Origin of the sequence: Mesorhizobium sp. B2-7-2 (assembly GCF_006440775.1) — a bacterium.
Lineage (GTDB): Bacteria > Pseudomonadota > Alphaproteobacteria > Rhizobiales > Rhizobiaceae > Mesorhizobium.
Map to the genome: position 1 here is coordinate 202,604 of NZ_VFTZ01000009.1, position 12,575 is coordinate 215,178.

General features: G+C 66.2%; 13 protein-coding genes and 1 tRNA gene. 2 read left to right on the plus strand and 12 right to left on the minus strand.

Going from position 1 to position 12,575, the window contains the following annotated elements; genetic code table 11:
- Nucleotides 1–9: 9 nt before the first annotated feature.
- Nucleotides 10–456: a pyridoxamine 5'-phosphate oxidase family protein gene (locus FJ425_RS15015; RefSeq protein ID WP_140724638.1), complete on the minus strand. Its 447-nt coding sequence runs from the start codon at nucleotides 454–456 to the stop codon at nucleotides 10–12.
- Nucleotides 457–723: 267 nt separating this feature from the next.
- Here FJ425_RS15015 and FJ425_RS15020 point away from each other — a divergent pair, with 267 nt between their 5' ends.
- Entirely contained in the window at nucleotides 724–987 is a 264-nt protein-coding gene (locus FJ425_RS15020) for a hypothetical protein (RefSeq protein ID WP_140724526.1), read from the plus strand.
- A 353-nt stretch (nucleotides 988–1,340) separates the two neighbouring features.
- Here the strand turns inward: FJ425_RS15020 and FJ425_RS15025 are convergent, their stop codons facing one another.
- From FJ425_RS15025 to FJ425_RS15065, 9 genes are all read right to left on the minus strand, one after another.
- Complete coding sequence (locus tag FJ425_RS15025; protein ID WP_140724529.1) at nucleotides 1,341–2,579, minus strand: DUF1501 domain-containing protein; 1,239 nt, start codon at nucleotides 2,577–2,579, stop codon at nucleotides 1,341–1,343.
- Between the two features lie 34 nt (nucleotides 2,580–2,613).
- Entirely contained in the window at nucleotides 2,614–4,071 is a 1,458-nt protein-coding gene (locus FJ425_RS15030) for a DUF1800 family protein (protein ID WP_246677943.1), read from the minus strand.
- A gap of 97 nt (nucleotides 4,072–4,168) precedes the next feature.
- Complete coding sequence (locus FJ425_RS15035) at nucleotides 4,169–4,456, minus strand: hypothetical protein (protein WP_140687550.1); 288 nt, start codon at nucleotides 4,454–4,456, stop codon at nucleotides 4,169–4,171.
- A gap of 107 nt (nucleotides 4,457–4,563) precedes the next feature.
- Complete coding sequence (locus FJ425_RS15040; RefSeq protein ID WP_140724535.1) at nucleotides 4,564–5,004, minus strand: periplasmic heavy metal sensor; 441 nt, start codon at nucleotides 5,002–5,004, stop codon at nucleotides 4,564–4,566.
- Nucleotides 5,001–5,450 (minus strand): hypothetical protein, encoded by a 450-nt coding sequence (locus tag FJ425_RS15045; RefSeq protein WP_140724538.1) that lies wholly within the window; start codon nucleotides 5,448–5,450, stop codon nucleotides 5,001–5,003. The genes FJ425_RS15040 and FJ425_RS15045 overlap by 4 nt, the downstream gene beginning before the upstream one ends.
- Before the next feature lie 74 nt (nucleotides 5,451–5,524).
- Nucleotides 5,525–6,067, minus strand: coding sequence for an RNA polymerase sigma factor (locus tag FJ425_RS15050; protein WP_140724540.1), 543 nt, complete (start codon nucleotides 6,065–6,067; stop codon nucleotides 5,525–5,527).
- 45 nt (nucleotides 6,068–6,112) lie between these two features.
- The gene (locus FJ425_RS15055) at nucleotides 6,113–6,556 is read right to left on the minus strand and encodes an acid-shock protein (protein WP_140724543.1); all 444 of its coding nucleotides are present in this window, start codon (nucleotides 6,554–6,556) and stop codon (nucleotides 6,113–6,115) included.
- A 156-nt stretch (nucleotides 6,557–6,712) separates the two neighbouring features.
- Nucleotides 6,713–6,901, minus strand: coding sequence for a DUF2158 domain-containing protein (locus FJ425_RS15060; protein WP_095766010.1), 189 nt, complete (start codon nucleotides 6,899–6,901; stop codon nucleotides 6,713–6,715).
- Between the two features lie 764 nt (nucleotides 6,902–7,665).
- Nucleotides 7,666–7,741: transfer RNA gene (locus tag FJ425_RS15065), tRNA-Thr, on the minus strand.
- Nucleotides 7,742–8,078: 337 nt separating this feature from the next.
- Between FJ425_RS15065 and FJ425_RS15070 the strand changes: the two genes are divergently transcribed.
- Complete coding sequence (locus tag FJ425_RS15070) at nucleotides 8,079–9,275, plus strand: hypothetical protein (protein ID WP_140724546.1); 1,197 nt, start codon at nucleotides 8,079–8,081, stop codon at nucleotides 9,273–9,275.
- Nucleotides 9,276–9,702: 427 nt separating this feature from the next.
- Here FJ425_RS15070 and FJ425_RS15075 read toward each other — a convergent pair whose 3' ends face one another.
- Both FJ425_RS15075 and FJ425_RS15085 read right to left on the minus strand, forming a co-directional pair.
- Entirely contained in the window at nucleotides 9,703–11,304 is a 1,602-nt protein-coding gene (locus tag FJ425_RS15075) for a cisplatin damage response ATP-dependent DNA ligase (protein WP_140724549.1), read from the minus strand.
- 232 nt (nucleotides 11,305–11,536) lie between these two features.
- Nucleotides 11,537–12,547, minus strand: a complete 1,011-nt coding sequence (locus FJ425_RS15085; RefSeq protein WP_140724644.1) for a ligase-associated DNA damage response exonuclease — start codon at nucleotides 12,545–12,547, stop codon at nucleotides 11,537–11,539.
- Between the last annotated feature and the right edge of the window lie 28 nt (nucleotides 12,548–12,575).

Here is a 12,575-nt window from a genome sequence, read left to right on the forward strand (position 1 = left end):
CGAGCGAGCCTATTCGCTCGCTTCCCGTCCAGAGACCTGTTCGACAAGGATCCTGAAGAAGACGTGCGGCAGGCTGTCCGAGACTGGAGGCGCGACGGGCTTGAGTGCGCCGGGCTCCCACCAAGCGGTGTGCTTGCTCAGCACCGCCCAAGCATGATCGCGCTGGACCTTGTGGCCGACCCGGTCCGGCAGTTCCTCATAGCGGCCTTCGACGATCACGCTTCGCCAGCCGCGCCCTTGCGTGTGCTCTTGAACCTGCGCGCACACCAGGGGGTTCTCCCGCATCCAGTCGATCTTCTTGCCCAGCAGGGAGAAGGCATAGAGGTGGCTGTCGGCATAGGCGTAGTTGAAGGGCACCAGATAGGGCTGCCCATCCTTCGCGCAGGCCAGATGTCCGGTGCGGTTGGCCATCAGCATTTTCGTGCATTCCAGGGCGGAGAGTGTGCGGATCATCATCGGCATGATCTCCCGTTTTCAGCCGGCCTTCGGCCTCGAGAATTTTTGTCGGTCGGTGCTTCCAACGCTAGCGCAGGACACGTCCTGGCGCGTTGATATGAATCAATTCGTTATGGGCAAAGGCTGAGGCCAACCATGCCCTGCAGAGCCGCACCGACCGAAACTGCGTGGCGAATTGGTCTAACGAAGATGTGATCCAAACCGCTCCGACGGAATTCGGCCCTGTCCTCCGTTTCACGGCGGTAGGGATAATTACGGAGACAACGCATGCTCGCAAAATACGTTCTGCCCATCGCCTTGGCCGTCGGCACCTTGATGCTTTCCGGCGCCGGCTCTGAGGCTATGCCGATGGCCAAGCCAGCTGCTTCGCCGCTGCCCATCGAAGCCGTCGGCTGGCGCTGCGGTCCCGGCTGGCACGTGAACCGTTGGGGCAGATGCGTGCCCAACGGCCGCCGGTTCATCCGGCCGGTGCGCCATTGGCATCCCGGCTTCTGGTATCACGGCCGCTGGCACCCCGGCTATTGGAGCTGATGATCGCCTTTTGGGACAGACGCCCGCTCCGGAAACGGAGCGGGCTTTTGTCGAGCTTCGCCATGCAGGGGTTCATTCGGTGGGCCTCCGCGCCAGCAATCGTGATTGGCCGAGCCCCTCAGCCTCGTCATCCACGGGCGGAGCAAGGAGCGAAGCGACGCAGCGCAGACCCGAGGATCCATTCCGTGACGTTGAGGCGTTGCCACGGTTCAGAATTCTGCTCCGCAGCACGCTACGATCAAAGTCACTCACACAGGATCCTCGGGTCTCCGCGTCCGCTTCGCTCCCGCTCCGCCCGTGGATGACGAACTGACTGGCGCCGCCAGCCTATCGCTGAACGCAAACCCCACGACTCAAGCCACCAGGTCCCGCATCGGCTTCACCGCCGCCGACTCCGGAAACACCTTGTCGCCAAGCACCGCCGGCGACAGTCCGAACTGATCGGCCAGCAGCCCCTTCAGCACCGCGCGCACATCGCTGGTCGGCGCGAGGTCGCGCTGTTCGTAGAGCTGCGCCGCCTTCAGCCCCGGCCAATCAGCGATGACGCGGCCGCCCTTGATCGCGCCGCCGGCGAGCAGCACCACGGTGCCGGTGCCGTGGTCGGTGCCGACAGTGCCGTTGATGCGGGCCGTGCGGCCGAACTCGGTGATGGCGACGACCGCGGTGTCGCGCCAACGCTCGCCAAGCCCCTTCTCGAGCTCCTCGAATGCCCCGTCGAGGCCGCCGAGCAGATTGGCGAGCCGCCCTGTGGCGCCGCCTTCGTTGACATGCGTGTCCCAGCCGTCGAAGGCGAGTGCTGCGATGCGCGGCCCATCATCGGCCGCCATCAGCCTCGCCGCGCCTTGCGCCGACTGCCGCATGCCGGCGGCATTGTCGAGGCCGCTCCTAGGCTTCATCGTCTTGCCGTCGAGTTGGTCGCTCAGCGCCATGCGATCGGCGTCGAGCCCTTTTTGAAGCACGGCCGCCAGCACCGGATCGCGATGGTTGTAGAGATCGAGCACACGCTCCGCCAGCGCATCGCCGGGCGTCGGCAGCGCCTGCGGCGCCCAACCGAGTACCGGGGCGCCACCGCGGATCACCAGCGGCGTCGACGGCCCGACCGCCAGCCCGCCGAGCCTCGCCACGCGCTCGCCCGCCGGCAGGCTGGCCAACGCTCGGTTGAGCCAGCCGGTGGTCGCGTTGCCGGGGCCCGGCAGGCCGCTTTCCAGCACGTCCTGGCCATCGAAATGCGAGCGCTCGCGGTAGCCGGTCGCGGCCGCGTGCACGACCGCCGCCCGGCCTGCCTTGAACAGGCGCGCGAACACCGGCATCGCCGGGTTGACGGCGAAGAAACCGTCAAGCGGCAATGCCGGGTTGGCGCCCGAGAGCGAAAGCGCGATATCGCCGTGCAGGCCGGCATAGTCCGGATCGCCCACCGGCCCGACGGTCGACAGCCCGTCCAGCGCGCCGCGCAGCACGATGACGATCAGGCGTGGGTCGCGCTTGTCGGCTGCGCGGGCAAAGCGCGGCAGATAGGCCCAGGCAAACAGCGCGCCGCCGGTCATCAGCACCGCGCGGCGGGACAGGCTGGGGGTTTCGCAAAGAAGGCTCATGGCCGCATCTCCATCATTGTTACCGCCGCTGGAATTACCGGCGCTGGAATTCCGGCGCCATCAACAGCAGCGCCAGGCCTTGCTGCCGGGACTCCGCGCGCGAAATCGCCTGGCGTGTCTCGGTCGAGACGGAGGTGCCGATCAGCGACGCCAGCATCTCCTCGGGATCGCCGATATCGTCCGCCTGCTTCGCCGCCTGCCAGGCAATGTCCAGCCGCGTCTTGAGGCCCTCGGCGGAAGCCCATGCGTCCGTCCGGTCGGAAAAGCCGTTCGGCCCCGGCGGTCGCCACAAGGGTTCGCCGAGCACGCTCAGCCAGCGAAGCGATCGTTGCGGTTCATTGCCGGCGGTGGCGCCCGCCGCCCGGCGCAACGCCACGACAAAGTCCAAGGGCGAGCGCAGCTTCGTGAGCGGCGTCGACCAGGCTTCGGGCATGTCGATCAGCGTCAACGCGATCGCTCGCAGGTCGCCGTCGGTCTTGGTGAAGACCGTGACCAGGCGGGCGACCGCCGCTTCGGGCGGATCGTCCGCGATGAAATGGCGAGCAAGCTTGGTGGCGATGTGCTGCGCGGTGGCCGGGTGACGGGCAATGTCGTTGAGCGCCGCCTCCGCCTGGCCCATGCCTCCGTCAGGATAGGTCTTGCCGAGCAGCACGGCCTGGCCCGGCTGATGCGCATTGGCGTTGAAGACGAAGCTTCCCGGCTCTCGCAGCCGCCCCTCCCGTCCGGCCATCGTCCAGCCGGTCAGCATGTTCGCGAAACTGGTGACGTCGGCCTGGGCATAGCCGCTGCCGACGCCCATCGTGTGCAATTCCAGGATCTCGCGGGCGAGGTTCTCGTTGAGGCCGCGTCCGCGTCGCTTGCCGGCGCGGGAATCAGGGCCGATGGACTGCCGGTTGTCGAGATAGAACAGCATGGCCGGATGGTGCTCGACCGCCAAAAGCATGTCGGCGAAGCGGCCGAGCACGAAGGGGCGGATCGCCTCGCGTTCGAAGGCGCCGGCGCATGCCCGCACGACCGGCGCCTTGGCGACGGAGACGCAGAAATGGTTCGACCAGAAGCCGACCAGGCGCTCCACGAAGCCGGGCGCCGTAGTGAGCGCCTTGTCGAACCGGGCCTGCGCCTCGTCGCGATAGATATCGGCCTCGACACGTGGCACCGCGGGTTTGGCTTGTGTCGCTGCCGGGCCGGCTGGATCATCCGCCGCCATCGGCTGCATGGCGGCCGCCGCCTTCTTATCCCGCGCCGCCTTGCGCTCCATGGCCGCCGCCATGCTGGCCTGGATCGCCGCGGTGCTGTCCAGCAGCCCGGCATTCCGCGGGTCGTCGGGGGAAATGAGCGCGATGTCCTGCTGCTTGAGCTCGGCCTCGAGGTAGCCGCGCGGATCGGCGGCGATCTTGCCAAACTCGGCGCCGGGTTTCGCGCCGAGGCCGAAGCGGTTGAGCGCCACTAGGGCGGGATCCGGCGAAACGGAATTTGCAAATGGTGCGGCCAACAAAGCCTCCGTTGAAGCCGGCGCAGATCGCGTCGGTTTCATGGATTATCGGGGATACTCACGATGCCGGCCGCAGCACCGGCATCGTGAAGGGTTGTTACCAGCGGCGCCAGTGGTGCCAGCGATGGTAGGGATGCCAGACCGGGCCGATATAGACGCGCGGTCCGCCCCAATAGTAATAGCCGGGATAGATCACGCGGCGATTGGGCACGCAGCGGCCCCAGTGGTTGGGATGCCAGCCCGGACCGCAGCCCCAGGCGACGTGCTCGACAAGCGCCGGTGAGGGCGCAACCGGTGCGATCGGCATCGCCGAGGCGGCGCTTGCGGCCGCCGTTCCGCCGATGGCGAGCGCGGCCGCGATCGAATATTTCGTCAGACTGTTCATGGGATACTCCCGAAAGTTTCGAGGTTGAAGAGAACCTGCCGCCAAGGCGGTCGCAGGCCTGTCCCTCTTTTCCTTGAACGGAGCGCGGTCGCCCTTTCCGTCGCTGCCTATGGCGATTTTTTTGCGGGTGGCTGCCTGCCGGCACGCCGAAGCAGGGCGTCGGCCAGCAGCCGGCGGTCTTCCGGCGAGCCCGATGCGGCGAACTCGATGATGCGTTGCTCGAGCCTGGTGCGCACAGTGACATCGGCATTGCGCGCACGCTCCAGGGCGGCGGCAAGCGCGTTGGTGTCGAGGATCGGCTGTTGCAGAAGGTTCGCCGCCTCGCGCCTTGCGGCCCGGCCGTCGAGGATAACATCGCGGGACTCGCGGCGAACCTCGCGCAACGCCTGGCGGAAGATCTTGCGGTCGGCGGCAGGCAGCCTGCCGCCGACCGATTCCAGCGAATAGCCCGGATTGGACCTGCCGATCAGCCAGCCGGCGCCGCCCGCGAGCGCGCCGATCAGAAAGACGTTGAGCACCAGGGAGGCCGCGACAAGACGGGGGTTCATAGATCCTCCTCGGTTTGGTCGGCATCGGGGCCGGCGTCGCCGAAAGACGTCGCATTGGCGTCCATCACATAATGATCGGGCTGGATGTCCGGGCTGACGACGGTCACCAGCGCCAGCCCCGCCACGGCACCGGCCAGCCCGGCGCCGGCAAGCCCGAAGCCCAGCCACCAGAACCGCCGGCGGCGCTCCTGCCTGATCTCGGTCGCGGCGCGGGCGACGATCATGCGATGCAGTGCCGGGCTGGGTATTTCGACGCGATGCCGGTCGAGGATGGCGTCGAGCCTGCCGGCGCGCGCCAGGATGGCTCGACCCTCCTTGGTGTCGGCAAACAGTATCGCGGCCGCCTGTTCGCCCGGCGGCCAGCGGTGCAAGGCGCTGCCATAGGCATCCGCCAGCGCAGCGAAGCGCCCGGCATCCATTGGCCCGTCTGCGGTCCTCTCAGCCATCTCGTTCCCCCTTCCGCCGTTCCGACATGGCCCCCCACGTCCTTGCTCGCAAAGCCGGCAATGCCTTTGCTGTCTCAGTCATCGCCATCGTCTCCAACGAGCATGGCCTGCAAAGCGCGACGGCCTCGCGCGAGCAGGCTTTCCAGCGCATCGACGCTGACCTGCATGGCGCCGGCGGCCTCGATGTTGGAAAGCTCCTGATAATACACCAGCACGATCGCCTCGCGCTGGCGCGGCGCGATGCGCTGCAGCGCTTGGTTGACCCTGCGCTCGTCGTCGCCCGGCAAGGCATCGGGAAGCGGCGTTTCATCGGCCACCTCCGGCAGCTCGTCCGTCGTCCATTCGCGCCGGCGCCGCAGCCGGTCGTAGCAGAGGTTGAGCGCGACGCGGTGGATCCAGGTGTCGAAGCGTGCGTGGCCCCGCCGCCAGCCCGAAGCGTGGCGCCAGATGCGCACGAAAGTCTCCTGGGCGACGTCCTCTGCTTCCGCCGGGTCGCCAAGCATCCTGGCGGCCAGGGCCAGAATGCGCGGCAGCTTGCGCGCCACCATCGCCTGCACCGCGGCGGGGTCGCCGGCGCCGATGCGGCGTACCAGTTCCTCGTCCGGATCGGCGCCCATCAATCGGGACGCTCGCGGCTGTCATTGTGCGGCATAGCCTCTTGGTCATTGCTCCTGATTGGGAGCGGTTTTATGGCCCGGCCTCTCGTCGGCGCCGAGCACGCCGTCGCTATTCTCGTCGAGCCTGGCGAAGCGCTTGGCGAGGAAGGCGTCGAGCTCGCCCCTGTCGACGAAGCCGTCCTTGCTGGTGTCCATGCGCGCGAAGGATTTGGCCGGATCGCCCTTGGCCTTGCGCTCGGTCTGGAAAGCGGTCCATTCGGCGAGGCTGACCTTGCCGTCATTGTCGTTGTCGGCCCGGATGAACGCCTTCTCCCGGCGCGCCTCGAACTTTTCTAGCGTCAGGCCGGATTTGGGTTGGTCAGACTTGGCGGCCGGAGCCGAGCTGCTCGGCGCCGTCTGGGCCGGCGCGGGGGCAGGCGTCCTTGTCTGGGCGACCGCGAACGCGGTCTGCAAGCCAAGGGCAACGACGAATATGGTGGGGCGGATCATGCTCTCGTCTCCGGTTGGGCGCGGCCATTGGCGGCCACGCTTCAACCGTTGAACGCGAGACAGAGCAAAATCCGTCGGTCCTTTTCGACCGGACAACAAACCTACCGGATCCGGCACAGCCGGACCGAAGCATTCCTAAGGGCAGGAGGGCGACGGCTATCTCGGCTGGTCGACGGCCACCAACTGGTCCTGCTTGAAACCAGCATGCTGCGGCGTCCAGACGTCGCCCTCGCGGTTGAACCAGTGGCACAGATACGTGCCGGACGCCGCCCCGTCGCTGACGGTCATTTCCGGGCCTCCGGATTTCAGCCTGACGACGTCTCCGGTCTTGAAACTATTGGGCATTTCGACCTCCCATGCTGACAAAGGGAGTTTCCCACCAACAACTGCTCCCGACAATGGCCGAGATGCGCCGATCACGTGGTGCAGGGGAGGCGTGAAAATGATGCCGCTTGTGGACACGCCGGGCAGCTCGGTAGGCGTGGCCGGATCATGTCGGTGCTTTGGGGCCGAAGCGAGCGGCCCGATCACTCCTTGGGTTCAATCGGTGTCGCGCTGTGGGTGCGGCGGCTGTGCCGATTGGCTGTCTTCTGCGGCCGGGCGGACGGTCATGGACCTTTCATCGGGCCACAATGCTTGTGCCTTCGTCACCGCTGCCAAAAGATTGTCTGCTTCAACGCTTCCGATTTCAGTTAGAAGCGGTCTGCTGCCCCCTGCTCTGAAATCGACGTGATAGACCGTCCAACTCCTCATTGCATTTCCGACAAATTACGCCTCGGCATGGGCACGCGGATGGAAGCCCGGCTCGCTTTTTGTGGTTAGGATTTTGAGGTCCGCAAGCCGGGCATGCACCGACCGATAGGGCGGGGGGCTTGGGGTTATCAGCCGGTGCGATCGCGAGACTGTCTGATTTGCCCGCCAGCCCACAATCGACCGAGGTCCATCCTGCCGAGCGCATTGGTCCGAAAGGACTAAAGATATAGCCCCTTATTCCGTTGGGGCAGGTTGCCCGCGCCGATGATCTTTGTCACCCGCCCATGGCCCATGGTTCACGGCAGACCGCTCACCGCCTGGCCTCCGCTAATTGTTTGGTTCTCGTGGAGAAATTTTGGTGCCGCTTGCGTGACTCGAACACGCGACCCCATCATTACGAATGATGTGCTCTACCAACTGAGCTAAAGCGGCCCGGGAAGCGCTGAGCTTCCAGAATGGGCTGGGTGATAGACTCAACCGCTCGCTAATTCAAGATGGGCAGCAGTGAATTCCGGCCCCGCCGGCGGCAATTCCGATCTACGGTTACCGCGCGACGGGCGCCGGCGCGGCCCAAGGCGGCGTGCGGGTAAGCGGTCCTTCGCATCCGGCTGGCCGGCGCGGCTGCAGCCGCGGTGACGAAAAATGTTGATTCTTCAACAAAAAATGCCGAAATGGCTTTGGCCGGCAAGGCAGCCGCTCGCCGTTGATCGATTGGTCGTCTGCGGCCGACGACCAGACAACCGGGAGCGAACGCGCAGAGGGAGCTCGCTTGGACCCCATCGAGAAAGCGATCCGCAATGCCTTCGAGAAAGGCAATGCCGAGGACCGGGCGTTCCGCGAGAAGGTCTATCGATCGGCCTTTGCCGCGCTCGACCGCGTCCTGCAGGCCAATCCGAACGTCACGGTGGAGGCCGCCATCGGTCGCCGCAAGGCAGTCCAGGCCAAGATCACCGAGATCGAATCAGAGTTCCTGCCGGCCGTGCCGGAGGTGACACTGCCGCCGGAAAACGTCGCGCCTGCCGGCAATGGCGCGCCGGATCCCCGCGTCGACGCACCGGCAATATCGGCCGCGCCGTCTGTCGACGCGCCGCTGCCGCCGTCGCAAACCGCGCCCTCGCCCTCGATCACCGTCGACGGCCCGATCCAGCCCGATGCGTCGGACCGGCCGCGTGCGCGTGTGCTGCCGCGCGTGCCCGACATCATGCCGGATGAGACAGCGCTTCCCGATGCGCCTTCGCTCGATGATTCGCCGGGTGCTCCCGTCGGCAACGGCGCGCAGGTCGCGCCCGACCGCGACGAGCGGCGCATCAGGGGCCGGCGCTTGCCGCTCACCGCGATCTTCGTCGTCGCGACATTGCTCGCCGCCGCCGGCATCGGCCTCTACTTCGCCAAGCAGACCGGTGTCTTCAAGACGGCGGCCGAGCTCAACACCGGCCCGCCGGAGCCGGCGCCGACGCTGGACGACGAGGACTCCTCGCAGCCGACCGAGCCAGGCTCGCCGCAGAAACCGGGTGAGGCCGACCAGTCGAAGAACTGGATCAACGTCTTCTCGCCCGCCGACCCGACCCATGTCAGCGCGCCGTCCGACGCCGCCGCCGAGGTGATGAAGGACGACACCGGCCAGTTCCTGCGCATCCGCTCGGGCGCGTCGGGTTCGGCCATTGCCTTCGATGTCGGCCAGGGCGTGCTGGAGAAGCTTGCCGGCAAGCATGCCATGTTCGACATCGTCGCCCGTTCGGAAGAAGGCAAGGAGACGCAGATCTCGATCGACTGCAATTTCGGCGATCTCGGCGATTGCGGCCGCAAGCGCTACGCGGTCGGCCACGAGCGCAACGAATATCTGTTCGACGTGCAGTTCCCGAACAAGCATCCGGGCGCCGCCGGCACCATCGCGGTCAATTCCGATTTCGACCAGAAGGGCAAGTCGGTGGATATTTACGAGATCCGCGTCTCGATTGCGCAGTGATCGCGTCGCTCTATCTACGCAGACGCGGCACCACCCGGTGCTTTGGGCCGACTGGGGTCTCTAGTGCCACTGCACAGGGATTTCGACCGGCGGCTCTGTTTGCGTTGGCAGGTGGGCATGCCTTGGAGATTGGCCGAAACGCCCATCGCGATCGTCATTCTAGGGCGAAGCAGGAGCGAAGCTCCGTCGCGGAGACCCTGGAATCCATGCCGTTACCTTCGCCAGGGCGTGCAACGGAGCAAAATTCTGCACCGCAGCAACGCATCGAAGTCACAGGATTCTATCGTCTGCGCCGCGTAGCTTCGCTCCTTGCTCCGCCATAGAATGACGACGTTGGGGCGGCTTCAACCAAATCTCCGGCGTTTGCGCTGATTTCACGGACATCTTGCACCAAGACAAAACGGCAATCGTTCAAAATGTCAGGGAACTAGCCGTCCAGCAATGCCTGCAGCGTCTCGATTCGGTCGGCTTCCGCCGCCGGCTTGTCCCAACGCAGCCGTGAGATGCGGGGAAAGCGCATCGCGACGCCCGATTTGTGGCGGGTCGAGCGGTTGAGGCCTTCGAACGCCACCTCCAGCACCAGGCCGTTCCTGCGGTCGGCGCGCACCGAGCGCACCGGCCCGAAACGCTCGATCGTGTTGTCGCGCACATATTTGTCGATTTCTCTCAGCTCCTCGTCGGTGAAGCCGAAATAGGCTTTGCCGACCGGCACCAGCTCTTCCGATCCCTCGGGCCCGGACCAGACGCCGAACGTATAGTCGGAATAGAAGCTGGAACGCTTGCCATGGCCGCGCTGCGCATACATCAGCACCGCGTCGATGGTGTGCGGGTCGCGCTTCCACTTGAACCACGGGCCTTTCGGCCGGCCTGCAAGATAGGGCGAATCCCAGCGCTTCAGCATCACCCCTTCGATGATCGGATGCGGCGGCGCCTGGCGCAGCCGCTCCAGCGTCTCCCAGTCGGAAAACGCGACCAGCGGCGAGAGATCGAAGCGGCTCGGGTCGAGAGTTTTGACGAAAGCCTCGAGCCGCTTGCGGCGCTCGGCGAAGGGCAGCGCGCGCAGGTCATCGCCGTCGATCTGCAGCGCGTCGTAGCAGCGCATGAAGGCCGGATATTGCTGCTGGATCTTTGGCGACACGCTCTTGCGGTTCAGCCGCTGCTGCAGGTCGGAAAAGGTTCCGGTCGCCTCGCGCGGATCCCCGACCAAAAGCTCGCCGTCGAGCGTCGCTTCGAAGTTCATCGCCGCGGCAAGGTCCGGGAAGGCGCCCGACACGTCGTCGCCGGTGCGCGAATAGAGCCGGCGCACACCGCCTTCGCACACCGCCTGCACGCGGATGCCGTCCCACTTCCATTCCGCCGCATAATCGGCCGGGTCGAGCTTTTCGAGGTCGCCGTCGTCGACGGCATTGGACAGCATCACCGGCCGGAACAGGGCGAGCGCGGCACTGGTCGGTTTCTCTGCCCGGCCCTCGAGCCAAGCGAACAGCTCGGTGTAAGGCGGCGCCAGCCCATGCCAGAGCTCCTCGATCTCGGCGACGTCGACTTGGCCGAGGTCGGCCAGCGCCTGCTTGGCAAGCCGCGCCGACACGCCGATGCGCAAGCCTCCGGTGACCAGCTTGATGATGGCGAAGCGCGCCGAGATGCTGGCGTCGTCGAGCAGCCGTGACAGAACCTTCGGCCCGTCGGAACGGCTCGCCGCCTGCAGTCTGCCGACCACCTCGGCAAGCGTCGGCGCATGATTGGGGATGTGCCCTTGTGGTTGCGGCCAGACCAGCGACACGGTCTCGGCGAGGTCGCCGACATAGTCGTAGGAATAGCCGAACAGCACCGGATCCATGCGCTCGACCACCAGCGCGCGCAGCATCGCCGGCTTCACCGCCGCGATCGAGAGATCGCCTGTGATGGCGGCGAGCGCCAGCCCGCGATCGGGATCCTCGACGCTGCGGAAATAGTCCGTCAGCAGCGTCAGCTTGCCGTTGCGCGACGGCGTCAGCACGAGACGGTCGAGAAGCTCGGCGAAGCGGTTCATGGGCGCCATGCCAATAGCGAAAGCCGGCGCGAGGCGCGCCCCTCTGGCCTGCCGGCCATCTCCCCCTCTAGGGGGGAGATCAGCAGTTGCGCGGCCGGCTCTTCCCCAGGAGCGTCGGAGATTGGCGAAAGTCGACTTGACGTCTGATCTCCCCCCTTGAGGGGGAGATGTCCGGCAGGACAGAGAGGGGGGCCGTAGAGCGCTGCCATGGCGATTAGCGAACGATGTTCCATCAATCGCCCTCGTCCTCATAGCCCACGAGATGCAGCGGCCGCGCTGCGATGCCCTCCAGCTCGCACCAGCGCACCAGCGCCTCCTCGCGACCATGCGTGACCCAGATTTCCTCCGCGCCGGTTTCCTTGATCGTGATGATCAGCTCGTCCCAATCGGCGTGGTCGGAGATGATCAGCGGCAGCTCGACGCCGCCTTGCTTGGCGCGCTGGCGGATGCGCATCCAGCCCGAGGCGAAGCAGGAGATCGGGTCGGGAAAACGCCGCGCCCAGCGGTCGGCGAAGGCCGACGGCGGGCCGACGACGATCGCGCCGGCGAAATCGGCCTTGCCGCGGCTTTCCACCGTCCCCGGCTCGAGCTTGCCGAGATCGATGCCTTGGCTCTGATAATATTCGCTGAGCTTCGCCAGCGCGCCATGGATATAGATCGGCCTGTCGTAGCCGGCGTCGCGCAACAGCCGCATCACGCGCTGCGCCTTGCCGAGCGCATAGGCGCCGATCAGATGCGAGCGTTCGGGAAATTGCGCCGCCGATTTGAGTACGCGCGCGATCTCGTCCTGGTCCGGCGGATGGCGAAACACCGGCAGGCCGAAGGTCGCCTCGGTGATGAAGACATCGCATCGGATAGGCTCGAACGGCAGGCAGGTGGCGTCCTTCTGCCGCTTGTAGTCGCCGGAGGCGACGATGCGCTTGCCCCCATGCTCGACGCAGATCTGCGCCGAGCCCAGCACATGCCCCGCCGGATGGAAGGTGACGGCGACGCCGTTGATGTCGATTGTCTGGCCGAAAGCAGCCGCCTGCGTGGTTCCGGCGAAATCCTCGCCATAACGCAGCCCCATGATGTCGAGCGTCTCTTGCGTGGCCAGCACCGAGCGGTGGCCGGAGCGCGCATGGTCGGAATGGCCATGCGTGATCAGCGCCCGCCCGACGGGCCGCACCGGATCGATGAAGAAATCGCCGGGCGGGCAGTAGAGGCCCTCCGGCCGGGGCTTGAGCAGGTCGCTGGCGCGCATGGCTTTGAACATAGTGGCTAAATTTGCC

Excerpts from the sequence above, each read along its gene's own strand:
- FJ425_RS15015 (WP_140724638.1), bottom strand. The coding sequence starts at position 456 with ATGATGATCCGCACACTCTCCGCCCTGGAATGCACGAAAATGCTGATG.
- FJ425_RS15020 (WP_140724526.1), top strand. The coding sequence starts at position 724 with ATGCTCGCAAAATACGTTCTGCCCATCGCCTTGGCCGTCGGCACCTTG.
- FJ425_RS15025 (WP_140724529.1), bottom strand. The coding sequence starts at position 2,579 with ATGAGCCTTCTTTGCGAAACCCCCAGCCTGTCCCGCCGCGCGGTGCTG.
- FJ425_RS15035 (WP_140687550.1), bottom strand. The coding sequence starts at position 4,456 with ATGAACAGTCTGACGAAATATTCGATCGCGGCCGCGCTCGCCATCGGC.
- FJ425_RS15040 (WP_140724535.1), bottom strand. The coding sequence starts at position 5,004 with ATGAACCCCCGTCTTGTCGCGGCCTCCCTGGTGCTCAACGTCTTTCTG.
- FJ425_RS15045 (WP_140724538.1), bottom strand. The coding sequence starts at position 5,450 with ATGGCTGAGAGGACCGCAGACGGGCCAATGGATGCCGGGCGCTTCGCT.
- FJ425_RS15050 (WP_140724540.1), bottom strand. The coding sequence starts at position 6,067 with ATGGGCGCCGATCCGGACGAGGAACTGGTACGCCGCATCGGCGCCGGC.
- FJ425_RS15055 (WP_140724543.1), bottom strand. The coding sequence starts at position 6,556 with ATGATCCGCCCCACCATATTCGTCGTTGCCCTTGGCTTGCAGACCGCG.
- FJ425_RS15060 (WP_095766010.1), bottom strand. The coding sequence starts at position 6,901 with ATGCCCAATAGTTTCAAGACCGGAGACGTCGTCAGGCTGAAATCCGGA.
- FJ425_RS15075 (WP_140724549.1), bottom strand. The coding sequence starts at position 11,304 with ATGAACCGCTTCGCCGAGCTTCTCGACCGTCTCGTGCTGACGCCGTCG.
- FJ425_RS15085 (WP_140724644.1), bottom strand. The coding sequence starts at position 12,547 with ATGCGCGCCAGCGACCTGCTCAAGCCCCGGCCGGAGGGCCTCTACTGC.